At 64.1% G+C, this 23715-nt stretch carries 30 protein-coding genes; 29 read left to right on the top strand and 1 reads right to left on the bottom strand.

Annotation, left to right across the window (positions count from 1 at the left end; translation table 11 throughout):
• Positions 1-134 precede the first annotated feature (134 nt).
• A complete protein-coding gene (locus tag G3A44_RS00920) occupies positions 135-497 on the bottom strand; it encodes a DUF6232 family protein (protein WP_163455602.1) in 363 nt (120 codons plus the stop codon).
• 130 nt (positions 498-627) lie between these two features.
• Here G3A44_RS00920 and G3A44_RS00915 point away from each other — a divergent pair, with 130 nt between their 5' ends.
• From G3A44_RS00915 to G3A44_RS00775, 29 genes are all read left to right on the top strand, one after another.
• Complete coding sequence (locus tag G3A44_RS00915; protein ID WP_163455601.1) at positions 628-1293, top strand: helix-turn-helix domain-containing protein; 666 nt, start codon at positions 628-630, stop codon at positions 1291-1293.
• Positions 1290-2294 (top strand): terminase small subunit, encoded by a 1005-nt coding sequence (locus G3A44_RS00910; RefSeq protein WP_163455600.1) that lies wholly within the window; start codon positions 1290-1292, stop codon positions 2292-2294. The genes G3A44_RS00915 and G3A44_RS00910 overlap by 4 nt, the downstream gene beginning before the upstream one ends.
• A gap of 77 nt (positions 2295-2371) precedes the next feature.
• Complete coding sequence (locus tag G3A44_RS00905) at positions 2372-2839, top strand: hypothetical protein (RefSeq protein ID WP_163455599.1); 468 nt, start codon at positions 2372-2374, stop codon at positions 2837-2839.
• Positions 2840-2915: 76 nt separating this feature from the next.
• Positions 2916-3188, top strand: a complete 273-nt coding sequence (locus G3A44_RS00900) for a hypothetical protein (protein WP_163455598.1) — start codon at positions 2916-2918, stop codon at positions 3186-3188.
• A gap of 94 nt (positions 3189-3282) precedes the next feature.
• Entirely contained in the window at positions 3283-3957 is a 675-nt protein-coding gene (locus tag G3A44_RS00895; protein WP_163455436.1) for a hypothetical protein, read from the top strand.
• Positions 3958-3989: 32 nt separating this feature from the next.
• Positions 3990-4664, top strand: coding sequence for a hypothetical protein (locus tag G3A44_RS00890; RefSeq protein WP_163455597.1), 675 nt, complete (start codon positions 3990-3992; stop codon positions 4662-4664).
• Positions 4658-5143 (top strand): VUT family protein, encoded by a 486-nt coding sequence (locus tag G3A44_RS00885; protein WP_310734300.1) that lies wholly within the window; start codon positions 4658-4660, stop codon positions 5141-5143. The genes G3A44_RS00890 and G3A44_RS00885 overlap by 7 nt, the downstream gene beginning before the upstream one ends.
• A 107-nt stretch (positions 5144-5250) precedes the next feature.
• Positions 5251-5544 carry a hypothetical protein gene (locus G3A44_RS00880; RefSeq protein ID WP_163455596.1) on the top strand — a complete coding sequence of 98 codons (294 nt, stop codon included), beginning with the start codon at positions 5251-5253 and terminating at the stop codon, positions 5542-5544.
• 172 nt (positions 5545-5716) lie between these two features.
• Complete coding sequence (locus G3A44_RS00875; RefSeq protein WP_163455595.1) at positions 5717-6238, top strand: hypothetical protein; 522 nt, start codon at positions 5717-5719, stop codon at positions 6236-6238.
• A 2-nt stretch (positions 6239-6240) separates the two neighbouring features.
• A complete protein-coding gene (locus G3A44_RS00870) occupies positions 6241-6456 on the top strand; it encodes a hypothetical protein (protein WP_163455594.1) in 216 nt (71 codons plus the stop codon).
• Positions 6453-6812: a hypothetical protein gene (locus G3A44_RS00865; protein ID WP_163455593.1), complete on the top strand. Its 360-nt coding sequence runs from the start codon at positions 6453-6455 to the stop codon at positions 6810-6812. The genes G3A44_RS00870 and G3A44_RS00865 overlap by 4 nt, the downstream gene beginning before the upstream one ends.
• A 112-nt stretch (positions 6813-6924) precedes the next feature.
• Positions 6925-8523 carry a hypothetical protein gene (locus tag G3A44_RS00860; protein WP_163455592.1) on the top strand — a complete coding sequence of 533 codons (1599 nt, stop codon included), beginning with the start codon at positions 6925-6927 and terminating at the stop codon, positions 8521-8523.
• A gap of 254 nt (positions 8524-8777) precedes the next feature.
• The gene (locus G3A44_RS00855; RefSeq protein WP_163455591.1) at positions 8778-9104 is read left to right on the top strand and encodes a hypothetical protein; all 327 of its coding nucleotides are present in this window, start codon (positions 8778-8780) and stop codon (positions 9102-9104) included.
• Entirely contained in the window at positions 9088-10527 is a 1440-nt protein-coding gene (locus G3A44_RS00850) for a hypothetical protein (protein WP_163455590.1), read from the top strand. Before G3A44_RS00855 ends, G3A44_RS00850 begins: the two co-directional genes overlap by 17 nt.
• Before the next feature lie 59 nt (positions 10528-10586).
• Positions 10587-11171, top strand: a complete 585-nt coding sequence (locus G3A44_RS00845) for a hypothetical protein (protein ID WP_163455589.1) — start codon at positions 10587-10589, stop codon at positions 11169-11171.
• A complete protein-coding gene (locus tag G3A44_RS00840) occupies positions 11171-12229 on the top strand; it encodes a hypothetical protein (RefSeq protein WP_163455588.1) in 1059 nt (352 codons plus the stop codon). The genes G3A44_RS00845 and G3A44_RS00840 overlap by 1 nt, the downstream gene beginning before the upstream one ends.
• 44 nt (positions 12230-12273) lie before the next feature.
• Complete coding sequence (locus tag G3A44_RS00835; protein ID WP_163455587.1) at positions 12274-12654, top strand: hypothetical protein; 381 nt, start codon at positions 12274-12276, stop codon at positions 12652-12654.
• Positions 12651-13562, top strand: a complete 912-nt coding sequence (locus G3A44_RS00830) for a hypothetical protein (protein ID WP_163455586.1) — start codon at positions 12651-12653, stop codon at positions 13560-13562. Before G3A44_RS00835 ends, G3A44_RS00830 begins: the two co-directional genes overlap by 4 nt.
• On the top strand, positions 13552-14136 hold the full coding sequence (locus G3A44_RS00825; protein ID WP_163455585.1) for a hypothetical protein: 585 nt from the start codon (positions 13552-13554) through the stop codon (positions 14134-14136). Before G3A44_RS00830 ends, G3A44_RS00825 begins: the two co-directional genes overlap by 11 nt.
• 81 nt (positions 14137-14217) lie before the next feature.
• Positions 14218-14697, top strand: a complete 480-nt coding sequence (locus G3A44_RS00820) for a hypothetical protein (RefSeq protein ID WP_163455584.1) — start codon at positions 14218-14220, stop codon at positions 14695-14697.
• A 57-nt stretch (positions 14698-14754) separates the two neighbouring features.
• Positions 14755-16353: a hypothetical protein gene (locus G3A44_RS00815; protein WP_163455583.1), complete on the top strand. Its 1599-nt coding sequence runs from the start codon at positions 14755-14757 to the stop codon at positions 16351-16353.
• Between the two features lie 13 nt (positions 16354-16366).
• Entirely contained in the window at positions 16367-17248 is an 882-nt protein-coding gene (locus G3A44_RS00810) for a hypothetical protein (protein WP_163455582.1), read from the top strand.
• A complete protein-coding gene (locus G3A44_RS00805; protein WP_163455581.1) occupies positions 17241-18062 on the top strand; it encodes a hypothetical protein in 822 nt (273 codons plus the stop codon). Before G3A44_RS00810 ends, G3A44_RS00805 begins: the two co-directional genes overlap by 8 nt.
• Complete coding sequence (locus tag G3A44_RS00800; RefSeq protein ID WP_163455580.1) at positions 18062-18649, top strand: hypothetical protein; 588 nt, start codon at positions 18062-18064, stop codon at positions 18647-18649. The genes G3A44_RS00805 and G3A44_RS00800 overlap by 1 nt, the downstream gene beginning before the upstream one ends.
• Before the next feature lie 337 nt (positions 18650-18986).
• Positions 18987-20099, top strand: a complete 1113-nt coding sequence (locus G3A44_RS00795; protein ID WP_163455579.1) for a hypothetical protein — start codon at positions 18987-18989, stop codon at positions 20097-20099.
• 5 nt (positions 20100-20104) lie between these two features.
• Complete coding sequence (locus G3A44_RS00790; RefSeq protein WP_163455578.1) at positions 20105-20650, top strand: hypothetical protein; 546 nt, start codon at positions 20105-20107, stop codon at positions 20648-20650.
• Positions 20651-20672: 22 nt separating this feature from the next.
• On the top strand, positions 20673-21110 hold the full coding sequence (locus G3A44_RS00785; RefSeq protein ID WP_163455577.1) for a hypothetical protein: 438 nt from the start codon (positions 20673-20675) through the stop codon (positions 21108-21110).
• A 324-nt stretch (positions 21111-21434) separates the two neighbouring features.
• Positions 21435-21806, top strand: coding sequence for a hypothetical protein (locus tag G3A44_RS00780; protein WP_163455576.1), 372 nt, complete (start codon positions 21435-21437; stop codon positions 21804-21806).
• 251 nt (positions 21807-22057) lie between these two features.
• Positions 22058-23428: a phage antirepressor N-terminal domain-containing protein gene (locus G3A44_RS00775; protein WP_163455575.1), complete on the top strand. Its 1371-nt coding sequence runs from the start codon at positions 22058-22060 to the stop codon at positions 23426-23428.
• Positions 23429-23715: the final 287 nt, after the last annotated feature.

Here is a 23715-nt window from a genome sequence, read left to right as displayed (position 1 = left end):
CACGGCCTGTTTGATCAGCACGCTCTCTACTCCAGGCAGGAGCGCCGGGCACTTGAGGTCACATGGGGCATTGAGACGGCGCTGGAAATCCTCGCCTCTGGCGCATGGCCGGCTGGGCTCCCATGGCCAGATGGCTACCCTCGCGAGACGATTGCTTTGTTGAGCGCACCGACAACGGCCTCGGCAAACGCCCGCTGATGGCTCCTGATTGCATTGACCTCGCCTGAGTTCGTCGTCATCGCCACCGTGTACCAGGTCTTCTGCAGCCGCCAGATCACCGCAGCCAGCAGCACGAACAGGACGGTCATTTCAAGGTGAGGCGCGTACAGGCCGGGCAGGCCCAGAGCGCCCACAGCGATGGGGGGCACACGGTTCGGCTTGACGACGCTCACCCTGACAGAGGTGATGTTCGCCATCGCGTAGGTTTGGCCGTCCACAACCAGCCGGGCGTTCGTCACCATCACGCCGTTGTGCTCGAAAAACTTCAACTCGCTCATGCTGCGCCGCTCTTGTCCGGTAACCGCTGAACTTTAGCCTTAATACCCCAGGCAAGATTTCCAAATAATCCGCGCCCATCAACCACGTTGGGCCCGAAAAATGCAGCCTGATCACCCCATTGACGCTGGCATGCAGAACAAGGCTCGCCGCCTGGCGTCCGAGCAACAGATGCGAGAGCTCACCAAGCTCGTCGGAGAGCGCCTGGTCGCAGCTCGCGAGATCGCCGGAATGCAGCAGATCGAAGCAGCCACAGCCGTAGGCTACAAGACCGCTGTCCAGCTCTGCATTGCAGAGTCCGGCTCGCGCCTTCTCGGGGCGGACAAGATGGTGAAGCTCGCTCGCCTGTACGGCACCACGCTGGACTACCTTTTCGGCCTCGCCGAAGACTCCGACAAGGACCCCGCAGCAAGCGCCCAGCGCCAGATCGCCTCCTATGTCACCTCCCAGCTGGGCGAACTGGCGAAGGCCATGGTCTCAACCAACGTCGCTGCAGTCCGGACGATGGGCGTGGACATCGCTGAGACCATGCGCCTGAGCGCCGCCACCCTGGAACTTGATCGGGCCATCGCCACGATGCGCCGCCTCAACCCAGACCTTGACGACCAGGCCAAGGGTCTCGCGACCGTCATCCTCAAGAGTGAGGCGGCCTCAGAACTGGCCAGGGTCATCGTCGCTCGCCGTGATCGAGCGCACCGCGCCCTGGCCCACCGCACCAGCCGCGCAGCTCCCGACCTGCTGTCCGGCCTGACCGCTGCCGCAGCGAGCCTGCTCGTCACCCATAAGGAGCCGCAATGAGCGCAAGTAAGCCAACCGACAAGGCTTCCTCCAAGCCTTTCGACAAGCCATCGCCCAAGACCAAATCCAAACCTACCGACAAGCCACCGAGCAAGACCAAAGGCAAGAAACAGCGAAAGCCTTTGCGCAAGCCCCCATCGGTCGAACTGCCTTCCGCCATTGACGCGAGCGGGGAAAGGCTTCCTGTCGGGCTTGAGCCCGGATGGGATGCTGCCCTGTCCGGATCGAAGTTCGCCCGCTGGAGAACCTTCATCCTTCACTACCTCGTCGACCGCAATGGCCTGCAGTCCGCGATCAAGGCCGGGTTCAGTCCGAATGGGGCCAGCGTCACCGCATTCCGCTTGCTATCGGACCCTAAGGTCAAGGCGGTAATCCAGGCCCACGAGGCGGCCCTGGCCAAGCATTTGGGGATTTCGATTGAAGAGTACGCCCGGGAAACCATGGCGATGGCTACGGCGGACCCCCAGGAGTTGATGCAAATGCGGCGGGTCTGCTGTCGCTACTGCCATTCGCCGGACCCTACCAAGCCGCTGATGAAGCCCAGCGAGGTCACGGCGGCCCGGCAGGAGCATGAGGCCCGGCGGGCTGAACTGCTGGCCAAGTCCGGCAAGGATGTGATGCCGGAGTTTGAGGAGCCGGTCGCTTGGTACAACCCCAAGCAGGACCCGAATCCGGAGTGTCTGGAGTGCCGAGGGGAAGGGGAGGTGCAGCCGTTCTTTGCTGATACCCGGGCGCTCAAAGGGTCGGCCCGTAAGCTCTTCCGTGGGCTGCGTGTCGGTAAAGATGGGCTGGAGATGAAGACCGCAGATCAAGATGCCCACTGGGCCAACATGGGTCGGATCATCGGCGCGTTCAAGGATCGGGACCAAGAACCTGATGCCACTGATGTGGCCTCTGCTGCAGCGTTGGGGGCCACCTTCGGCGCCGCAATGGCCAAGTCCAGAGAGACCGCCGAACAGGTTCGGTCTCGTCGCGCGGCGTCCGGGATGGATGGCGATTGATGGCGAAGCGCGCACGACGGCCGTTTGTGCCGAGCAAGCCGAGCCCCCTGCAGCGCCTAGTGGCTCAGGCGACGGCGATGAACGCAAAGGCGCGGATTGAATCAGTCCGGACGAAGCTCTTGGAGCAGTCCCCGGACGATGAGTTGGTGCCTGATAGCAAGCGCCTGGAGGTGGTCGGGGTCATGGCAGCAAGTCTCGCCCGAGCCCGGGCGGGGTGCGCCGCGGTGGAAGACTGGCGTGTTTTGGCTGACCTGGTGCAGCACATCCGCACCATGGAACAGGCCGGGAATCTCCAGCGGGCAGAGACGGACGAGCACATGACTCGCGCCTTTCGCTGCCTTGCGCTGGCGTCGGAGTCGTGCCGAACTGGTGGAGGCTTGACGTTCGACTCCTGCGGCCTTGAGGCGCTGGAGGACCTACTTGCGGTCTATGACCAGTCCCTTGCGTTCCTGAGCCAGCGTGAGGCCCTGGAGATTGGCTTTGCGACCGCGGCAAGAGTGGCCCGGGAGTCTGCGAGCCTGGATGACACGTCGAGCGCCCTCTGACTGCTCTGGGGTATCGGCGCGGGGTTGGCGCCAGTCTCGCCGGAGACTGAGGCCCTGTTTCTTTCAGGAGTCAGTCATGAGTTTCAAAGTCGGCGATTCGGTCTCTTGGTCCAGCCAGGCCCAGGGCAGCACGAAGCAAAAGTTTGGCGAGGTGGTGGCAGTGGTCCCCGTCCGAGGAGCCATCCCCGATGGGTTCCAGATCACCGGCGCCGGCTCGCCCCGGGACCACGAGAGCTACATCGTCGCCGTGAAGTCCGGCAAGACCGACAAGGCCAAGCTCAAGCTGTACTGGCCCCGTGTGAACGCCCTGTGCCGGGTGGCGAAGCGGGGCAAGGTCGCCAAGGCGTGACTGCGCAAGACGCCGCCAACCGCGGCGCCGCGGCTCTGTACATGTTCGCCCTGGTGGCCGTCTGCGCGGCCGTGGGGCTACTGGTGGGGTGTCAATGATGACGTTTGACGATTGGCTGAGAGAGACCCAGCCGGCGGGCTGTGTGGGCGACATGAAGCGGGGGTGGTACGCGGCTTTGGTATCCCTGGCTGCGCAGCCGGTGGTGAAGCAAGATGAGCGCTGGCCCGGTGACGACAACATCGCAAGCCCGTTCAACGGCTGCCAGCATCGGGGCTACTGCCTTGACCTCAAGGCCAATGCGCGGCGGTATTTGTTCATCCGTCAAAACCAGACTGCCAGTCGAGCCGAGGATGAAGAGTTCGATCTTGGCGGCTTCTCGTCCATCCTTGTTGGCGAGGGTAACGGGCGCGCGTCAGCACCTTTTCCCGAAGAACTGGACGTTGCCATTGACGCTGCGCTCGGTGTCAGCTCTCCGGCTCCGCATCCCGACAATTTGGCCGTGGACCGCTTCGCCGGGATGCTCAAGGCCAAACTGGCCAAGGCCCGCGCCAAGGGCCGAAGCGGCTGGGACGATCCGGCGTGGCCCGCCGCTGACATCAACCGCCAGTTGCATGAGCACGCGGCGAAGGGCGATCCGCTGGACGTTGCGGCCTATGCGATGTTCCTGGCGCTGCGTGGTGAGGCGACGACTGGCGCGCAGCCGGCCGCAACCCCCGGGGGATCGGCTATCGCAAAGCTAAACGGCGGCCCACCAGGGCCGTCCGTTTGAGCGACCTGTTGTGCGGCCCTAACCGAAGCGAAATGATCCACTATCACGGCACACCACTGACGCCACGAGCACAGCTCCTGAAGATGGGCGGCAAGTGCTTTTGCGTGAGCGCAGCCGAACCGCGCGACTTGGACGTGTGCCTGCGAATCGGCCAGTCTGTGATGCTGGACAACGGGGCATTCAGCGTGCACACGCGCGGCATCCCGTTCGACTTGCCCGGCTTCTACGAATGGATCGAGCCGCACCTGGCGCATCCACATTGGGCAGTTGTGCCCGACGCAATAGACGGCACCGTGGAGCAACAGCGCGCGATGGTCAAGACATGGCCGTTTAGGCGCAGCCTGGGCCTGCCTGTGTGGCACATGGGCTTGCCGGTTGACTACTTGCTGGAGCTGTGCGACGAGTGGGAGCGCGTGTGCTTTGGATCGACTGCGCAGTTCTGGCAGATCGGCACCGACGCATGGTGCCGGCGCATGGACGAGGCATTCAACGCGCTGGCCAAGCGCGGCCCGCTGCCGTGGGTTCACGGCCTGCGGATGCTTGGCCAGTCTTCTGGCCCGTGGCCGCTGGCCAGCGCTGACAGCGTGAACGTGGCGCGGAACTTCAAGGACTACGGCAAGTGCGCCGACTGTATGGCCCACCGCATTGATTCAACCAACCCGCCGACTCTGTGGACGGAGCGGCCAATTCAGGAGGCCCTGTGCTGACTTTCGCAATCGTGATCTACGCCGCCGCGATGACGCTGGCGAACCTTTCCGTCGCCACCTGGGGGCCGGCAGTCTCGCCCATCAATGCCTTCGTGCTGATCGGGATGGACCTGGCGCTGCGCGACTGGCTGCACGTTCGGCTGAAGGCGTGGCAGATGTTCGCGCTGATCGTTGCGGCCGGCGCGCTGACCTACCCGCTGAATCCGGCGGCCGGGAAGATCGCGGTCGCCAGCTCAGCCGCGTTCACGGCTGCGGCGCTGGTTGATTGGGCCACCTTCGCCCGGCTGCGCGGTTCGTGGTTGTTCCGGGCCAACGGCTCAAACGTGGCGGGCGCGGCGGTGGACTCGCTGATCTTCCCGACGCTGGCCTTTGGTGCGTTGATGCCACAAATCGTGGCGCTGCAGTTCGTGGCAAAGATCGCGGGGGGCTCGCTGTGGGCCTGGGTGCTGGCACGCACGGCGCAGCGAGTTGCCGCGTGACGCACAACGCAGAGTTCAGGGGCTGAGGCCGGCTTGCCGGATGAGGTCCCGCTGCAACGACGTGTTATGCAGCGCCTGGTGAAAAGCGCGGCACAGATGGAGTGAGCATGAAATTCGAGAAGCTGAAGCCCGGCATGACTGTCTATAGCGTTGGCCGGCACAAGATGGGCAACACCACGATGAGCACTGTTGCTGTTTGGCCCGTGCGGATCGTTGAGGTTGATTCCGAGCAGCGCCGCTGCATGGCATCCTGGAATTGCAACAAGCCGCGCTTGTTCTTTGAGCGCGACGTTTCCGGCTGGCGCGAAAAGGAGCCGATGCTTGTCAGCTCCGGCCTTGGGCGCAGGCTTGCCACGAGGGAAGAACAGAAGGCGGCGCGGGCGGCTGTTGGCGTTGCATGACAGCGCAAGAAGTGGCGGCAGTGGGACGCCATCGGCGCGCACGGTTCGCAACCGTGGGTCCGGGAGAGCTGGGGAGGTCAGGAATGAGCGCAGCTCGGGCTGAGGGGGTCGCGTGGTGAGCGGAGCCTCCGTCGTCGTGAGCGGGCTTGGCCGGTGCGGCTCAAGTCTGGCCATGCAAATGCTGTTCGCTGGCGGCATCCCGTGCGTCGGCAGTTTCCCAGACTTCGAGGAAGACCGGGCTGCCTTGCCCATGTCGCCTGAATTCCTGGGCGCCTGCGCAGGGCGTGCGGTCAAGGTCTTGGACCCGCATCGCGTCGGGCTCCCTGACGACTGCCGCGTGATCTGGCTGGACCGGGATGTGCGGGAGCAAGCGAAGTCCACGGCCAAGTTCCTGTGCTTGATGACGGGGACTGTGATTGACCGGGAAGGCCGGCGCAAGCTCGAGCGGAGCCTCCCGGAAGAGCGGCGCAAGGCCATGCGTGTGATTGGCGGCCGGCCAGTGCTGGTGCTCAGCTTTGAAAGGCTGCTGGCATCGCCTACGGAATCGGCCAGGGCCATCGGGGCATTCATCGGGTCCCCCGTGTTTGATGCCGAGCGCGCGGCTTCCGTGGTTCTTCCGAGGGCTGCGCGATGCCGGCAGGGTATGGACATGGAGCGTGCACTCTTGCGGGGCGGCTCCTTCAAGGAGGTGTGAACATGGACATGAATTCCTTTCTCCCCACTTGGCTGGCCCTGGCCATCGGGCATGGCCTTTCCCTCGGGCTTGGCTTGCTGCTCATGGCCTTCGTGCTCCAGCAGGGGGTGAATGCCGTCTGGCGGGCGACCCGCCGGGCCTACTCGCTGGCCGTGCTGCGGCAGGCGCTCAAGGAGTGTGAGGGCCGCATGCCGATGATGAGCGAGGACGACAAGTGACCGCCGACCTGAAGGCCCTGGCCGACAACCTGGAGGCCTTCAATCGGTGGCGCCGCGGCGAAGGCGCAGAACAGCCGGACCCGAAGGCCGTCGGCCAGTGGGTCGACCAGGCGGTGGCGTTTCTTCGGGCAGCCGCCTTACCCAGCGTCAGAGCCATCGAGAGCGCGCCTCGGGATGGTCGGTCCGTCCTGGTTGCGCACGACGGGCAGTGGGTGGCCGCAGTCTGGCTGCGCGCGCCTGGGCTGTGGGAGGGTTGGGCCTTTGAGGACGAGATCATGAGGGACGCCCTTCCGCAAGGGCCGTCTCCGGCGGTCTGGCTTGATGCTCCCCAGGCCGTTGATGCACTGATTATGTGAATAATCTGTATGTGCAAATCGTCTGCTTTTTGAATAGATAGCCAACCGGAAACGCCGGCAAATCCGGTAAGTCCGCACCAAAGCGAGCTTTTCCGCCGGCACATTTGGCGCCGTGGCGAAGAAAGACCTACTCCGAGACCGGCGCTATCGGCCGTTCATTGAGCGCTATCACGCGGACCCGCTGGCTTTTGCGGTGGAGGTCTGCGGCATGGTCCCGTCTGAGGATCAGACAGATCTTCTGCAGTCCATGGTGGACCCAGCGGTGAAGGTCTCCGTGGTGTCCGGCACAGGCACCGGCAAGACCGCGTGCTTCGCGGTCATCGCCCTCTGGAGTCTGTTATGCCACCCCTACGCCTACTACGACGGCAAGGTGGAGGTGGGGTCCAACACCTACATCGGCGCACCTCGCATCCAGCAAGTTGCCGACGGTGTCTGGAAGGAGCTGGGCGACCGGCGAATGGCCATCGCTCAGGGGCCGCACGCCTGGATCAACGCCTACTACACCATCAGCAAGACCCGGGTCCGGGTCAACGGATACGCGGATCAGTGGTTCATCGGGCAGGTGGCCATGCAGGCGGGCCAGGCCGTCGGCATTGCCGGCAAGCACCGGTACTGGCAGCTCATCATCGTGGACGAGGCCGCGGGTGTGCCAGACGAGCACTTCGACGTGATCGACGGCACCCAAACCCAGGCGGGCAACCGGACGCTGATGGCGTCCCAAGGCGTCCGCAGCGCCGGGCGCTTCTACGACTCGCACCACGAATTGAGCCGGGAGGCCGGAGGAACATGGTTGCCTCTCCGGTTCTCGTCCGAGCGCTCGCCCTTCGTCACTGACCAGTGGCTCAAAGATCGCGCATTCGAGTGCGGCGGGCGCGACACTGTCGAGTACAAGGTCCGGGTTCGCGGGCTGTTTGCTTCGGACACCAGCAACATCCTCCTCACTCGCGAGGAGGTTCAGACCATCCTGGCAGGTCGCAAGATCATCGGCGAAGACGAGCCGTATGGTGTGGTCCTTCTGGTGGATGTGGCGGCCGGCGAGTACCGAGACGACAGCGTCCTGGTGATGGCCAAGATCATCGGCAGCGAGGACCAAGGCCAGGATGCCCGTCGAGTGGAGTTCTTCGCGTTCCCGGTAGTCAGCAACACCCGGGATGAAGTGGACCTAAGCGGCGACATCGTGGAGATCTTGCGCGGCGCCAGCGACATCCTCGCCTACACCGATGCGGGCGGTATCGGGCATTCGGTGATCAAACTGGTCGAGCGCTCAGGATTCAGCGTGACCCGCATCAACTGGGGAGAGCCTTGCTTTCGCAAGGAGTTCCGGGATCGATACTACAACCAAAGAGCTTGCGCGCAAGTTCGGTTCCGGGATGCGGTCAGGCAAGGGCGGGTCAGCGTCACTGCGGCCCTGCCGCCGGTGCACCGCAACAAGATCACCAAGCAGGGCTCAAACCTGCCGTACCACTTTGTCGAGCACGGCGGCCTGAAGTACAAGATGGCCTCGAAAGAGGACATGGCCCGAGACGGGATCAAGAGCCCGGACATGATCGACGTCATGTCGTTCGCCTTCCTCGAAAAGGTCGTCTACATCCCCCGCGAGCCGGCGGCTCGCTTGTCGCCATCTCCCGCCGCGCCAGTGATTGGTGCATCACTCACGACGGATCCTGCTGCGGACGTGATGGCTCACCTGGCGGAGCTGGTCGGAGCATGATCAGGGCAGTCGTGACTGATGCGGCAGCCGCAGCGGCTTGCGCCGGGGCGGTAGTCCTTTGCGCTGTGCACACCGCTGCAAGCCTGTCGCTGGCCTTGCCCACTCTGGTCCTGGCGGTCGCGCTGAACCGGTATGTCGAGCGGCTGCACGCCAGTGTCTCCCTGCTCAGACGATCCATAGCTGCCGAGGAGGAGGAGCGGAGGGGTCGGTAAGTTGGCGGCAGGTCGTCCCCAGCGGGGGCCGACCATCTCGTCATGTTTGATTCGCCCGCATCGCCCGCACGGACTGCCGCAATGGTGGCCCATTGGGTCAGCACCCCAGCCTGGGGCTACCTCGGTAGCCCCTACGGCTTCGACGCGCCGGCCTTGCTCATGCGCCCATTGGCCTCGGGTGCCGGGACAGTCATGGAGCAAAAGCTGCGGGAGGACGTGCCCATTGTCGGGATGATGCCCGCGGCCGCGGTTCAGATCCTGGGTGAGTCGACAGGCCCCGACAACCTGGCCTTGACCCTCCAGGTCAGTGCGGCAGAGGTGCAGGCCTACATCGACGCTGGGGGCTCCGTCCGTGTATCTCAAGGCTGACTTTGATGCGGCCATCGCCGCAGCTGCTGCCAACTATCCGGCTGCCAAAGCTGCGCTGGCGGCCAAAGACCCCACCTTCCTGGCTTCGCTGGACGCCATGGCGGCCATGCTGGCCATGATCTCTGCTCAGGTGTCCATCGCGGAGACCGAGTGGGCGACGAAGGCCCGTGACGGGACAGTGCTGGCTGACGCCGCCCTGCGGGGCGTCCTGCCACTGGCCAAGCCGGCTCGGGTCGAGATCATCGCCACCAACTCGGGGCCATCGGCCGTGACCCTGGCCACCGGCCGCGGGTTCTCGGATCCCAAGGGTCGGACCTACGCGCTTGAGGGGGGCGCCACTGTTGCCCAGGGCGGCACTGTGCAACTGACCCTCCGGCAAACCACCTCGCGGACGTTCTCGCACTCGGTCTCGTCTGTCGCCCCGTTCGCGGAAGTGATCGTGCCTGAGAGCGCAGACGACGCATTCCTGGTTGGGCTGTCCATCGCCGATGCCGCCGGCAACACGTATCGGTACGTCCCTGGCTTTCACGGGGTGGAGGAGGGGGAGCGAGTCTTCGCCGTCGAAGTTGACGAGTACCGCCGGGTAGTCGTCCGGTTCGGTGCCACAGGAATCACTGGCTACAGCCCGATTCCCGGCGAGGTCTTGACCGTCACCGTCACGGAGTGCCTTGGTGCCGTTGGCGACCTTGCGGACGGCGCAGCGTTCGCGCTGGACTACCTGTCGTCCTCAGCTGATGGATACCTGGACTTCACGCTCGCCGATGTGGTCGACACCGGGGCCAACCCTCCGACCATCGCCCAACTGCGGGTGATGGCGGCGTATCCCGGTGTGCACGACGACAACCCCGTCTACCGCGGGCAATGGGACTACTACCTGCGTCGGCACCTGGGCGGGAACCTGCAGTTCCTGGCCGTCTGGAATGAGCAGGTTGAGGAACAGGCGCGGGGAGCCAGCCCCAGCAACATCAACCGACTGTTTGTGGCAGCTTCCGTGTCTGGGCAGTCCGCGGCGGCAACGAATGCCCAGGTGGCCGCGATTGTTGGGCGGGCAGATGACAGCTATCAGGTCAGCCATGTTGAGCCACGCGAGTGCCAGATCCCCGTAACGGTGACGGCAGCCGTCCCCGCCATCTTCGACCCCGCGGATGTAGAAACGCAGATCCGGTCTCTGCTGCTGCAGCACTACGGCAAGGGCACGGCCAATGCCTCCCAGGGCCTGGCCAAGGCGCCCTGGCGCCAGCGGGATGCCTATGCGCTCCTGGGGGCCAACATCGCGGCGCTGAAGGACACCGTCAGCGACTACTCCGTGTCCGTGGGGGCCTACGGCGCCGTCTTGCCCGAAGACTGGCGATATGTCGCGGATGCCAGCATCACCGTCACGGTCTCCCGCGTGTCGGATAGCTCGGGGCTTTGGACCCAATGACCGAGTTTGAGCCATCCCCCCTGACGCCCGCCCAGGAGATCCCCCCTGCGCTCGGGCCCTTGCGCGAGAGTCACGCCGCAGACGCCCGAGAGGAAGCCCTCAAGGCCATCTTCAGCGAGGTCTTCTCCGCCATGATCCGCCCGTCCCTGACCGCGGTGGAGTCTCAGGCCATCCCGCACAGAGCACACATGAGCGTGCTGAGGCAGGCGATCACGGCCGACGGCCTGGCGTTTGACCGGCCGGGGGCCGAAGAGGCGTACACCCGGCAGCTCTACCGGCAGTGGAAGGCGCGAAACCCCCGCCGTGGCCTGCACATGCTCACCCAGTACCTGCAGATGCTCTGGCCTGACATGTGGGAGTGCGCCCAGCTCTGGCACGACGCCGCCAAAGCCTACCCCTCCGGACTGGCCCTGACACCAGCTGCCGGGCGTTGGCTCACCAGCCGTGTGCTTGTCCAGATCAACGGCGATGACGCCAGTGGCGCAGACCTGCTCCAAACCCGCGGCAGCTTGCGCTCCCTCCTCGCGGCTCGATTCCTCCTACTCGTGGCCCTGCTTCGCAAGGCGGAGCGGGAAGTCGGGATCGCAACCCTTTACCGGGCCGTTGACGTGTATTCGGCCCCCAGCATCATCGCGAGAAACTGATGGCCAAGGACCTGAAGATTGTCAAGCGCCGCGCCTACGTCGCAGCGTCAATGGAGGAGCGTGACGCTCTGCGCGAGGCCATCTATGCAGTGTCATCGGAACAATTCGACAACCACAAAACCACACCCCACGCCACAAGCGCTCAGGTTGCCGCCGGAGTGGTGGCGGTCCTTGGCGTCACGGCGGATGGCCGGTTGATCGACGCAGATGGCAACCAGGTGCAAAGCCTTGGCGAGGACGGAATTCAAGGTCCCCCAGGACCTCAAGGGCCCGCCGGGCAGAGCGCCTATGCTGCGGCCTTGGCGAATGGTTTTGAGGGGACTGAATCGGAGTGGTTGCAATCGCTCCATGGGGCAGATGGCGACGCGTCTGGTGCGCTTGCGTCTCACGACGGGAGCAGCTCAGCCCACCAGTCGCTGGTCGCCAAGATCACTCAGGATCGAGACGCTGCAATCGCTGCCGCAATCGACCGCCTGGTGGGCACCAGCCCTGCTGTGCTGGATACCGTCGAGGAACTGGCTGCCGCGCTCCTGGGAAACCCAGAGATCATCTCCGACCTGCTGACCCTCATTGGAGGGAAGGTGTCCGCGGCCGATTTGACACAGATTTTGACGGGATACGTCACGGGCGCCGCGCACAGTGCCGCTGTTGCGGCCCTTCAGGCCGCCGTGGATACCCTGGAGCAGACGAAGGCCGGGCTTTCGACAGCAAACACCTTCAGCCGAACCCAGTCCGTCGGCATCACGGACCTGGGGGATGTCCTCGGCGCGGTCGCCCTCAACCTCGCCACTGGCACAAATGTGTTTCGCATGCGGCTGATTGGCAATGCGAACGTGAGTCGGCCCACAGGTGCAATTGGATGTCCCGCGATCACGTTGCATGTTCTGCAGGACGAAATTGGCGGGCGCGTCCTGACCTTTGACCCGGCCTTCCTCGTCACCTTGGGGGATGCGCCCGTGGCGGCGACATCAGCTGGAGGCCGAGACCTGTTCAGCTTTGTTCGGGATTCGGTGGATGACGTGTGGGTTGGAGGTCATGGCGTTCGGGAGGCTGCGTGATATTCGGTGCCCCGCTTCCCCTCTGCGGCGTCCTGCGCAGTGAGGTGCAGACCAGCCTCCTCTATCCCGCCAACGTCACCACCGATTCCGTTGTCCCGCAGATCGAGGTGGGTGGGCTTCGACTGATTGATGGGACGGCTTCGGTCGAGCCGGATGCGATTACTTCCGCAATCTCTCTGGGGGGTATCGTTCTTAGAACTTCGCTGCTGGACGCTGGCACCACGACGGAATCCGTCGTGCCCGCCTTCTCTGTCGGCGGCGTCGTTCTTCGGGATGCTCTGATTAATGCCGGCACCACGACTGAGGCAATTTCCGCCTCATTTGCAATTGGCGGCGTCGTTCTTCGGGATGCTCTGATTTCGGCTGAAATGCAAGTTGAATCCATCAACCCAAGCGTGTCTATTTCTGGAATCACACTGTCATGAGTGAAATCAATATCCCCGTCTGCTTTGGCGTTCAGGGCATGATCTGCGCGACTGTTCGCGACAAATTCGGGAACATCAAGCAGCAGCTGGAGTGGTTCCCCAACGTCATCACAGACGCCGGCTTGAACAGCATGGCGACGAACTCACCGCATCCTCAGTGCCATATCGGCACTGGCACTGCAACCCCGGCCGTTACCGATTCGGCATATTCCAATGTCGCTGCCACGGCCACTTCGGTGTTTTCTTCAACCAGCGGTGTCACGACCACGGCGCCCTATTACGGGTACACGACCCAGACCTGGCGATTTGCAGCAGGAGCCGGCACCGGGAATCTGACCGACGTTTGGTTCGGCACGGCAACGGTCCCGTTCTCGCATGCGCTTTTCAAGGACTCGAACGGGAACCCGGTGACGATCACGAAGACGGCGGAGGACAGCCTGGATGTGACCTACCAGCGCCGCGTCTACGTGCCGACAGAGGATGTTGTGGTGCCCGTCACCGTCAACGGAGTGGCCGCCGGTAGTGCGACGATCCGAGCTGCGCGCTGTGCTGAATCGACTTACTGGAGCGGTTCACTCGCCGCCATCAGTATGTCCTCCAACATGTGGAACTACTCGGGTACTCTGGGGGCGATTACCGGGACTCCGAGTGGAACGGTGCTCTCCATGTCCTCCGCCAATTGGACCTACGTGGCCACAACATACGTGGCAAATTCGCTCAGTCGAACTTGGAACGTCACGTGGGGCCTCACCCAGGGGAACAACGCCACAGGCGGCTTCAGAAGCATCGTGCACACGATCACAGGCCTCGGAACTTTCCAGGTTGAGTTCCCGGCAACGCTCAACAAGGTTTCGACCAACGTTCTCACCTATTCCGTCACTGCCACCTGGTCGCGCTATGCTGGTTGATCCAGTGGTGACGATTGTTTCGGCGGCTGGGCAGTTCAGGTCTCCAGACGATTGGCCGAGACCTACGCCGACAACTGACTTCGAACTCGGAGGCCAGGCCATCTCCGACTCCTCTGCCGGGCATGAGGTCCGTGTGTGGCGCGCATGGTTGGCCGGTGATTCAGTAATGTGCGCGCCGGAAGACGACATTGCCGAGGCGACTGCGCTGTTTTCCAGGCCTGGTATCTGGCACATAGGGCTTGCCTTCGACCAACTTATGCGGCCATGTGTCACGTTCATGGACCGTGCTGGTGCATGGCTTTGGTGGTATGACCCTCTTGAATCATCAATGGTTTTCCTGCCAATCCCAGGGGCCACGTCCCCGCGTATTTCGCTTGACGACAAGCGGGCCGAATTCATTTCGGGAAGTGACGTTGTCCTTGCCTATGTTCGGGATGGTTGGCTGTGCGTTCGATTGCAACGCGAGCGATATTCCAACGAAAACCGCATTTATCTGCTGCCGGCTGGCGTGTCCCGGCTGGACAGAATTGGGATGAGCCTCGCTTGCCGGATGCAGTACAAGCTCTCAAGCTGACCAGGCGGTAACTGCTGCAGGTTTATCAGGAGCGGCGGCCGCATGCTTCGCACTCATCATTCATATTGAAAGAGAAGCGCTATGAGCGTTGCTGTGACCTACCGAGCCTTCGTGAGCCGTCAGGCCTTGATCGATGCGATCAATGGCGTCCTGGCGCCAGCAGCCAAGGGCCTGCGGGTGTTCTACGCCATCCCCGTGGACCCGTCTTACCCGCTGGCTGCCTACGGGGCCTTCATCACCACGGTCGGCGGCCTGGGGGGCAATGTGGACGGCTCCGTCCATGTCCCCTATGCTGCCGGCTCCGTGTCCGTCAATGGGGACCAGGTCGCCGAGTACAACGGCGGCCAAACCTACGCGGTGGGAGATGCCGTCATGGGCCCCGTCGTGACCTGCGCCCCCGGCGCCAGTCCCGGCGAGGCAGATGGTGCGGGTGAGTGGTTCAGGCTGGAGGGCCTGTCCCTCCAGAGCGGCGTCAACATCAAGTTCAACACGCTCACTGGGTTGCACCAGGACGACTGGATTGAACTGAAGGAACTGGCGTTCACGCGGTTGTTTGACTGACCGCTGCCCCGGTAATCCGGCGGGGTCTGTGTCTACTCGTGCCATGACAGTCGAGTCATGGCGCTCCCTGTCACCCCGATCCTGACCACCGTTGGCAAGGCTGCCGCATCGGCGGCTTATGCCGCGGGTGAGTCGATTTCCGTTACGCACGTCGTGCTGGGCAAAGCGGCGGGCTACGTGCCCGCCCAGTCTCAGACCTCCTTGGTCCAGCCGGTGGAGGTGTGCCAGATCACCTATGGCGCGTCGACTGGCAGTTCTGCCACTCTGACGGCCCTTGCCAGCGGCTTCGCTGGGGCGCAGTACCAAGCGACCGAGGTGGGGTTCTACATCGGGGGGGCGCCGTCTGCTGGCGGCGTGCTGTTTGCCGTGTACTCGGCCCCGGGTTGGGTTTGCGCCCATCGTGGCGGGGCTGATGTGGACCTTGCATCGTCCTGGACGCTTGACCTGAGCGAAGTTCCGGCGGGTAGCGTGACGGTCACGGTTGACCCCTCATCGGGCTATGACGCCTCGGTCATGCATGCCCACACAGAGCACGCGGACCCGCACGGGCAGTACGTCCGCCACGATGCCCCCCAGTCCCTCTCCGATGTGAGTCAAGCTCAGGCCCGGGCCAACGTGGCAGCCGAGAAGGCTGGGACGATGGCCCTCGCCATGGCCGCACACGCGGAGTCCCCGGGGCACGATGGGCTTTACCTGCGCCACGATGCGATGCAGTCGCTGGACGTGACGGCAAGGTCCCGGGCGCGAGCCAACATCAATGCTGCTGATGACGCCGAGGTGGTCAAGCGCGATGGCAGCGTGGCGATGCTGGGGGCGCTGCAACTCCCCGGCAATGCTTCGGCGGCGTTGCATGCGGTTCCCAAGCAGCAGTTGGAGGCCTACGTCGCCTCCCAGTTGTCGAGTCTCCCAGGGGACAAGTACCTGCAGGGGTTGGCGAGCTACAACCAATGGAGCAACGTGCTCACGCTCGCCATGAACGATGGCACCACGGTGGATGTGGACATGACCGAGTTGCTGGCAGATGCGGCAAGCACTGCCATTGGGCAACACACCGGCGAGACGGCGCACCTGAGCGTCTCGCAGGTGCAGGACATGATCAACGCCAGTGTGGCGGCCGCGGTGCGGGCGTGCCGGCCGGTTGGCCAGGTATTTGGGCACTACGGCGAGAGCGCGCCCGCCGGGTCCGTCGAGATCGCCGGGCAGTTGCTCGCCCGAGACGGCCAGTACGGGGAACTCTGGGGCCACGCCCAGGCGGCCGGCAAGGTCGTTTCAGACGCGGTGTGGCTGGCTGGTGGGGGGAGCCACACCATGTTCAGTTCGGGCGATGGCTGGAGCACTTTTCGCATGCCGCGCTTCGGGGGCGAGTTCGCTCGATTTGCCGACCGGGGCGCTGGTGTTGAGCCGGGGCGCGGGATCGGCGCATGGGTGGGCGACAAGCTGCGCCTGCACGGCCACCCGTACATCGCGGGCACTGGCAACGGCGACACCGACCCGGACGGCGGTATTGCGACCGAGGGCAACGGCACCGTGTCTGTGCACCCAGCGTACACCGGCGCCCCGGAGAACAACTCTGGCCAGGCCAAGCTGATTGGCGGCACCGGCGAAAACGAAACGGCCCCCCGCAGTGTCGGCCTGCTGGCCTGTATGTGGTACTGACAAAGGACGCATCATGCTGCGACTCGATCCAATCAAATTCAACGTCAAAGACCGCGGGCGAAAGCATCGCGGACTCCCGCGGGCATTTGATACTGCGCGGCTGGCGCAGATCATCAACAGCCCCGCCGTGCAAGAGCGGGTGCGAAACCGGGATCTGCGCGGCTACCTCGGGCACTGGACGCGGGAGCGTTGGGGGATGGAGCCCAAAGAGGCCGTGATCGACCAAGGCAAAGTTGTCCCGCTTGAGCCTGCGGTGGTCACGGTGCGCCTGGAGGCTTCGCCCGAGGGTGAGATCCTCCACCAGACCGAGTTTCTGGACACCCTGACGGGGCGCACCGCCGCCAGTATGTGGGCGTCTAAGGTCGGTGGCTTTTCCTCCGCCATCTCGCTCGCGGCGGGACGGACGGACTGTGACTACCCCACCAACTTCCACGGCTTCGACTATGTGAGCGAGCCGAACTTCACCACCAACCGCGGATACGCGCTGGACTCGGCTCGCGAAGGGGCGGGCGTGGACCTATCCGCCTTCGACGGCGTGGTGCAGCAGCATGCCGAAGAGCTCGCCGCCCTGGATTCGGCCCTGGCTCAGACGCGCGGCGAGCTGGAGCGGGTGATGGCTGAACTGGCCACCATGTCCGGGGAGCAGTCCTATCTGCTGGGCCTGCTGGCTCGTCGGCCTGATGCTGCGGCGCTGCGCCAAGCGCTCGATTCCGCCCACAGTTTCCAGCGGCCGTCCATGACCCCTGCAGGCGCCTCCTTTGCGGACAAGGCGGCGGACTTCTCCGGCATGCTTCTCGCCCGGCGCGAAGAGGCTCCCTCGGAGAACGCCTCCGTTGAGACGCAGTCCGCGGCCAGCCTGGCCGGGGCGATTTCGCTGGTGCACCGCCGTGGGTGACGGCCCCTTCCTGCCGGTGAAGGCCGGCTTCGCTCGGTGGATCCTCCAGTTCCGCTCGTCGTGGTACATCCCGACGACAGAAGCGGGGAGGCATTGGGCTACGCGGGACAACGGGCAGCCAGCGATTGCATTCGTCCCGGACCGCATGATCGATGCGGTCTCGGACATGCTCGGGGCGTGGCGCAAAAACTCCAACCGCCCTGGCGGCGCCACGTCCGCATTCTTGCCGGTGATGTTCTTGGCCTTGGCGAAGGACACCCAGCCGGCCCCAGCGGAGGAGGGTGGCGTCAATGTCGCCCGCCCTCAGTTCGTTCGCCTGGACGATGGCCGCTGGGTCAAACTGCGCACGACTCGGGCCATGCGCCGGGCTCAGGTGGTGATCGTGGCGGCAGAGTCGGAGACGGCAGCCGACATCGCGGCGCAGTTCCTGGCCTGGGTTGCCGACGTGCAGGGCCAGTCCTTCCGTTACGAGGCGGCCGCAGGTGCTGGCCTGTCATGGCCGTGCTCTGTCCGATCCGGCGACGCCTACGCCAGTGCTGACGCCCAGGAGCAATTCAGCACCACGGTCCTTCACATTGATCTGGACCTTGTGGCCACGCTGCCGCACATCGATGACAACAGCGGCGCAGGCTACCCGTCCGCAGGCCTGTCCGTGGTGGAGCAGTTGGGCGCGCCGATGGCCATCTCGGAGGACACGCCTGCAGCGGTCATGCTCTCTCTGGACGGTGCCGACTACCAAACCCTGTTGGACGGGCTACTGATGCTCGGGGACTTCCCCATTGCGCTCGAGACCGACCTTTTGGGGCTCCAGTGATGAGCAAGCTTCATGCGATGCAGGCCACCTTCGTGACCTTTGGTCGGGAGCCGGTCACGATGGTGGGTGCGGTGGACATGGAATCCGGCGCACTCCGGGTGGTTGGCCCTGCTACCGGGATCCTTCTCGACCGCTCGCGCCCTGACGTGGCGTTCGTCACTGACCGGTGGGATTGTGCTGACTTCGATTGGCTGTACGCGCAGGAGACCGTGGGGCCCTCTGTACTCGCACTGCGCACGATGGAGTCCATGGGCCGGCTTGCCATCGACAGCAAGGCCCAGCGGTGGAACCCAGGCAATGCGGTGCAGTTCGATGGTCTGGACACCGACGGCAAGCCCAAGATTCGGATGGACTCGACCGCCAACAACGGCCACATGGCCATCCTCGCGCTGTGCTGGATGGCAGAGCAACTGATGACCTTTGCCCACGTGCTGCGGGCTGGCGATGACCTCACGGCCGCCAGCGCCCAGGCCGTCGCTGCCACTTTCCGAGCCCGAGGCGCTTCATCTCCTCTTGCGGGCAGGCCGTCGGCCGGCACGGGGGAGTTTTCGGGGATGCACTTCGCGCACGGGCAGCCGAGGTTCTGATGGCGACCAGGTACACCGCAGCGGCACAGTTCTTTGCCCTGGTCCGGCGATTTAGCCAGACGCAGCCGGAGTGGGCTGATTGCATCGCGAAGGAGGTCCCGCCGGGCTACGAGTGGAATGGGCTGCACAGGATCGCGCACGAAGTCTATGGGGACGTGGGAGAGTGGCTGACCATTCAGGCCGCGGCAGGACTGGACTCGCCTGAGCAGCCCCTCTCGCCACGCCGGCTCATCCTGCCGACGCCTGCCCAACTCCAGCGGATCAAGGTGCACACGGGGCTCGTCACCACCTCCTGGCAGCGAGACGGCACGGAGGACAACCCTCTCAGCACGGGCGCATGATGGCCACCACACCCAAGAGCAAGACGCTGAACCTCTCCAAACTCTTCGGCGTGCGCGGACACCAGGCCGCCGTAGAGCGCGCCAGCAAAGCGGAGAGGGCGGATCGCTACACCGCCGGCACGAAGTCCAAGATCCTCGCCAACACCGACGTGGGCGGGGAGTACGACGCTGAGCGCTTCCTGCTGACCACGCTCGGCGGCAAGTCACGCCCCATCACCCACGACGACATCAGGACCTTTCGGGAGTTCTCGCGCAAGCTGGGCGCCCGCCTCAAAGGCGGGATCACGGCGCAGCAGGCCATCAACCTGTCGCGACCAGAGGACCGAGAGCGGGCAAACGAGGAAATCCGGATCGCCACTGTCGTTCAAGCCTGGCCAGCCGGCCCGAAGGCCGGGACTCTCCAGTTCGTGACCAACTCCGGCCCCGATTCAGACGTGGCGCGCCACTACGTGCACGTTCGATTCCATGAGCGGGATTGGGCTGCCTACGTGGCGGCCCCGGGCAAGCGCGGCGCCGATACGAAGACCCTCGCAACGGACCTGCTCAAGCGACAAATACGCTTTGAGTGCGATTGCGGGCGCTTCCGGTACTGGTTCCGCTACATCGCGACCATCGGCGGGTTCGTCCATGGCCGGCCCGAAGAGGGCTACCCTGACCAGCGGAACCCGCAGCTTCAAGGCGTGTGCTGCAAGCACCTCCTGCGCGTGATGCGGGCCATGACCCATGATCCAGCCGTTCGCGGCCGGGTCTCCGAAATGCTGGAGCGAGCTCGCACCCAGGTGGAGGTGGAGGCCCCCATTCGCGTGACCGCCAAAGAGGCGAAGGAGGCCGCCCGGCGCCAGGAGGCCGAGGCCAAGCGCGGGCTCGTCAAGTCGCGTGTAGAAAGCACGCAGGAAGCCGCCGACCGCAAGGCAGCAGCCGCCAGAACCCCGGCAGGGCAGAAGCGGGCGTTGGACCGCGCGGCCAAGCTCGCTCAGAAGCGGGCTGAAATGCAAGCGCGTGACGCCCAGCTTTCGAGCGCCGCCGAAAAGCTGAAGTCTCTGCTGGGGACCGTCTCAAAACAGGACGCCAAGCGCCTGCTGGACCTCCTCTCCGCACAGAAGGCCTGAACACCATGAGCCTTTCCCCAGTCGCCGCCAGCCTGCAGCTGAGCGCTCGGATGATCACCCTCAACCACCCCGCAGCGATGGACTGTCAGGTCTACCGCAAGTCGGTATCCCGCACAGCCCACACCGACGCGCCAGGCGAGACAATCGGCGGGTTGCCCCTGCTGGGCGGGGTCCCGGTTCTGTCCGACGAGGACGAGGCGGATGTTGACTGGGATCCAGTCCTGCCCGAGGACCAGATCCATGCCAAGTGCCTACTGCTGGGCGGCTACTCCGGCTCGTCCATGCTGGACAACGGCCAAGGCCCCGATGCCCCCGCACTGCAGGAGGCGAGGATTGAGCCCCTGGCGGCCCCAGGATCCCCCGGCTACTTCGAGCTGAGCAAAGGGGACCTGATCATGGTGATGCCGGGCGGCGGGGTCGTCTTCACGTTCGCCGTGCAGGACTTCAGCAACACCTTGATGCTCCCGCCCTATGTGCCCAAGGTCATCCTGGCCGCCCAGGGCGATCTGACCTACATCCCGAGCGTGTCCGCTGCCGTCGATAATCGGTAACGAACAATCAACCGGCACTGGTATGAACCGCATCACCTCCTCGGCAATCCTTGCTTCGCTTTCGGTCTGTTTGCAAGGCGTTGCCGCACAAGATCTCACGCTCTTCAAGTACGCTGAGCGAGGACACGTGGGCGACCTTGTGGTCCTCAATGAAGAGGCGGTCGGTACTCCTGTTGTGCCGATTGCCATCTCGCTTCGCTCCGGGAACCAGAGAACGCGCCACATGTGCGAGTTCCGGGCAGTTGAGCTCACCGGCGGCAGAATCCAGTCAGCCAGCGAAACCGCCGTAGTCATGCAGGTCGTCGACTCGGACCTGAAGCCTGTCAAGGGCGAAGTGTTCCAGGCCACGTTCACCAGGGCGGGGGCCATTCTGTCGGGCAAGCCAAATTCCTACTGCGGTGCCTCAGCAGTCTTCTCCGGGAGATGGATTCGAGAGGACGTGCCCGAGGATGCCAAGTAAATCCACGTGGCTTGCAGTTCCGTCGTTGAGGGGCTACGCTACCGCCGTTCCCGAAAAAAACGGGAGCCGGGCTTGGCAGCCCGAGTAGCATTCGCGGCGCAAGGCCGCCCCTCCCGCAGGGATAGCGGCCTTTTTCGTGCCTGAGCACGCCTGTTTCTATGGCGGCCCGGGTGGAGAGGGCTGCGAAGCCCTGCCGGTTTCCCCGTGGATGCACCGGTCTGCCAACTCCGCTTCGGGCTGCCGCCTCTACGTTTGGCGACGCGGTGATCCCCGCAGCGGATTCCATTCAAAATTCTCGGCTTCAACAAGCCAAGGGAGAAGCGAATGGGAACCGTGAAACAGGTGGACGAGCAACTGCAACGAACGTTGAGGGAGGCTCGCAATCTGCTGGCGAAGATTGGGCGCAAGCAAGCCGAGCTTCAAATGCTTCGCCAGTCCTTGCCACTCAGCCAGGAAGATCATCGCGCCGAGCTGACCAAGCTCCAAGGCGAGGCCACCGAAATGATCGGGGAGCTTCGGGCCAACATGAAAGCTGCCGACTTGGTGGCACGCAAGATCGAGGGGCACCTGCTCTGGAAGGAAGCTGTTCGCTCCGTGTGGGGCGAGGATGGCTTGCAGCAGTGCTACGCCAAGATGCGCGAGTTGGAGGCGCAGCGTGCCGAGGAATACGACCGGGACGACTTGCGGCCCCGCTGAACTCGCCATATACTGCGCCCCGGAGACTGAAAACTCCAGCAACCGGGGCCACGACCGTAACGACGTGGATTTTTTGCGTCCGCGCCAGATTCATTTTTGGCCGGGAGGGCGACGGCCATACAACACCCGCAAGGGGAAAACCGTCCGCCGACTGTTGCTCGGTTTTCAGCCTCCCGGCCGCCTTGCGACTGGTTGCGACTGAAAACGCTTCCGACTGCAAGGCTCTTGAAGTCTCGCAACAGGAGCGTTCCATGTCGCAATCCGTCTCCACCCTCATCTTGGGCGATGCCTCAGTTCGTCAGCTCGACGGGCTGTTCTCCCTGAACGACCTGCACGCCGCCGCTGGCAACCTCCCGAAGGACCGGCCTCAGCAGTTCCTGCGCCGACAGGAAACCCAGGCGCTAATTGCCGAGCTGGGGGCCTGCGCGAATTCGCGCACCCCCCTGCGCACTATCAACGACGGCCAGAACAACGGCACCTACGCCTGCCGCGAGCTGGTCATCGCCTACGCCGCCTGGATCAGTGCAGCCTTCCATCTGAAGGTCCTGCGGGTCTTCTTGGCCTCCACTGAGGATGGCCCGGCGAAGGTCACTTATGAAGCCGTCCCGGAACGCATCGCGTCGGGTGATGTGCCTGTTGAGACTGTTGGGGCCATCAAGAAGGCATGCGAGGCCTTCACGGAGTTGGTGCCTCCTGGTGGACTGAGGTCGACCCCGCCGCATGCTGAACGCATGGGCGACGTGACCGTCCAGTTCGAAGGCAGCAAACTGTATCTCGTCGGGGTTGATGGCGTCCCCTACGTTCAGGTTCGTAGCGTGTGCGTTGCCGTTGGCATGAGTGCGGCAAATCAGATCGTTCGCTTGAAGTCAGATCTTCTGCGCTACAAGGCCAAGGAGCTTCCGGTCTGGACTGACACGAGCGGGGTGCAGCAGAGTTGGTGCATCCCCGTTGCGACCCTGGACGATTGGCTTACGTCTGTTGGCAGTTGGAAGGTTTCCTCGGCTACTCGCAGTCGGCTGTCCAAGTTCATCTCAGCCTGCGCCGCGCGACTGCAAGAAGCATGGAACGAGTTCAATGTGGCGAATCGTGCGCCCCAGGCCGCCCAGCTTGGCCGAGGGGATCAAAAGCAGGTTCCGTTAGCCCTGCAGGCGCCTCAGTCGGGCGCCGGCAAGCTGACCAGCGCACAGATTGAAGAGATCAACACGACGCTGACTGACGCCTTCCGCCATCTGGCGGAAGGTGAGGGAAAGTCGTTCATGAGGATGGAGACTGTGCTCCTGGCGCATCACTTTGGTGTGCCTCGGATGGAGGACATCCCTGCCAGGATGTTTGGCGAAGCCCTCTCCTGGCTTGCCCGACAGATCGCGAGACGCATGCCTTCGGGCCCGGCGCCGCAGCTTTCCGCCATCCGCCCTGGAGACAGGTTCGTCGCGACGATGGGGAGTGCTGGCAACTTCAGCCTTGAGCCGATACCAGCTGGCAAGTCCGTCTTGGACATTGATGACCTGTCAGGCCTCATCCATGCGGGCAAGGTTCCCCTGCAGGATGTTGTGGCTTTGACTCGAGTGGCCAACGAGCACCTTGCTCGCGCGGCGCTGCGACTCAACTGTCTCGCCTGCTGACACCAACTCCCGCCTGACAGCCTCTCGCCCCAAAAGTCTGGGGTACTGGCGGAGCCGTTGGCGGGGAAATCCGAATACTCAGCGCAACCCAAGCGCATGGAGTGGATATGCGAACCCAGAATGTTGAAGGGCAGAAATTCGACTGCCCGCGGTACGTGGTGCGGGTCCGGGGCGGATGGCAAGTCCGGGTCCCCGGGGAAAAGACCCGGTTTTTCGGGGACGGAGGCCACGGTTCAGTAGCCGCGGCTCACGCAGCAGCGGTGGCCGCTCGAATCCAGGCCATCCCT

Source organism: Ideonella livida, from assembly GCF_010499455.1.
Taxonomy (GTDB): domain Bacteria; phylum Pseudomonadota; class Gammaproteobacteria; order Burkholderiales; family Burkholderiaceae_C; genus Ideonella; species Ideonella livida.
The sequence above is the reverse complement of the archived record's forward strand: the minus strand, read 5'-3'. Positions and strand labels throughout refer to the sequence as shown.

Coding starts and splice junctions, on each gene's coding strand:
- G3A44_RS00895 (WP_163455436.1), top strand. CDS start 3,283: ATGATGACGTTTGACGATTGGCTGAGAGAGACCCAGCCGGCGGGCTGT.
- G3A44_RS00825 (WP_163455585.1), top strand. CDS start 13,552: ATGCTGGTTGATCCAGTGGTGACGATTGTTTCGGCGGCTGGGCAGTTC.
- G3A44_RS00870 (WP_163455594.1), top strand. CDS start 6,241: ATGGACATGAATTCCTTTCTCCCCACTTGGCTGGCCCTGGCCATCGGG.
- G3A44_RS00815 (WP_163455583.1), top strand. CDS start 14,755: ATGGCGCTCCCTGTCACCCCGATCCTGACCACCGTTGGCAAGGCTGCC.
- G3A44_RS00775 (WP_163455575.1), top strand. CDS start 22,058: ATGTCGCAATCCGTCTCCACCCTCATCTTGGGCGATGCCTCAGTTCGT.
- G3A44_RS00830 (WP_163455586.1), top strand. CDS start 12,651: ATGAGTGAAATCAATATCCCCGTCTGCTTTGGCGTTCAGGGCATGATC.
- G3A44_RS00915 (WP_163455601.1), top strand. CDS start 628: ATGCAGAACAAGGCTCGCCGCCTGGCGTCCGAGCAACAGATGCGAGAG.
- G3A44_RS00910 (WP_163455600.1), top strand. CDS start 1,290: ATGAGCGCAAGTAAGCCAACCGACAAGGCTTCCTCCAAGCCTTTCGAC.
- G3A44_RS00820 (WP_163455584.1), top strand. CDS start 14,218: ATGAGCGTTGCTGTGACCTACCGAGCCTTCGTGAGCCGTCAGGCCTTG.
- G3A44_RS00890 (WP_163455597.1), top strand. CDS start 3,990: ATGATCCACTATCACGGCACACCACTGACGCCACGAGCACAGCTCCTG.
- G3A44_RS00840 (WP_163455588.1), top strand. CDS start 11,171: ATGGCCAAGGACCTGAAGATTGTCAAGCGCCGCGCCTACGTCGCAGCG.
- G3A44_RS00880 (WP_163455596.1), top strand. CDS start 5,251: ATGAAATTCGAGAAGCTGAAGCCCGGCATGACTGTCTATAGCGTTGGC.
- G3A44_RS00855 (WP_163455591.1), top strand. CDS start 8,778: ATGTTTGATTCGCCCGCATCGCCCGCACGGACTGCCGCAATGGTGGCC.
- G3A44_RS00810 (WP_163455582.1), top strand. CDS start 16,367: ATGCTGCGACTCGATCCAATCAAATTCAACGTCAAAGACCGCGGGCGA.
- G3A44_RS00920 (WP_163455602.1), bottom strand. CDS start 497: ATGAGCGAGTTGAAGTTTTTCGAGCACAACGGCGTGATGGTGACGAAC.
- G3A44_RS00800 (WP_163455580.1), top strand. CDS start 18,062: ATGAGCAAGCTTCATGCGATGCAGGCCACCTTCGTGACCTTTGGTCGG.
- G3A44_RS00905 (WP_163455599.1), top strand. CDS start 2,372: ATGAACGCAAAGGCGCGGATTGAATCAGTCCGGACGAAGCTCTTGGAG.
- G3A44_RS00795 (WP_163455579.1), top strand. CDS start 18,987: ATGATGGCCACCACACCCAAGAGCAAGACGCTGAACCTCTCCAAACTC.
- G3A44_RS00875 (WP_163455595.1), top strand. CDS start 5,717: ATGCAAATGCTGTTCGCTGGCGGCATCCCGTGCGTCGGCAGTTTCCCA.
- G3A44_RS00900 (WP_163455598.1), top strand. CDS start 2,916: ATGAGTTTCAAAGTCGGCGATTCGGTCTCTTGGTCCAGCCAGGCCCAG.
- G3A44_RS00785 (WP_163455577.1), top strand. CDS start 20,673: ATGAACCGCATCACCTCCTCGGCAATCCTTGCTTCGCTTTCGGTCTGT.
- G3A44_RS00790 (WP_163455578.1), top strand. CDS start 20,105: ATGAGCCTTTCCCCAGTCGCCGCCAGCCTGCAGCTGAGCGCTCGGATG.
- G3A44_RS00780 (WP_163455576.1), top strand. CDS start 21,435: ATGGGAACCGTGAAACAGGTGGACGAGCAACTGCAACGAACGTTGAGG.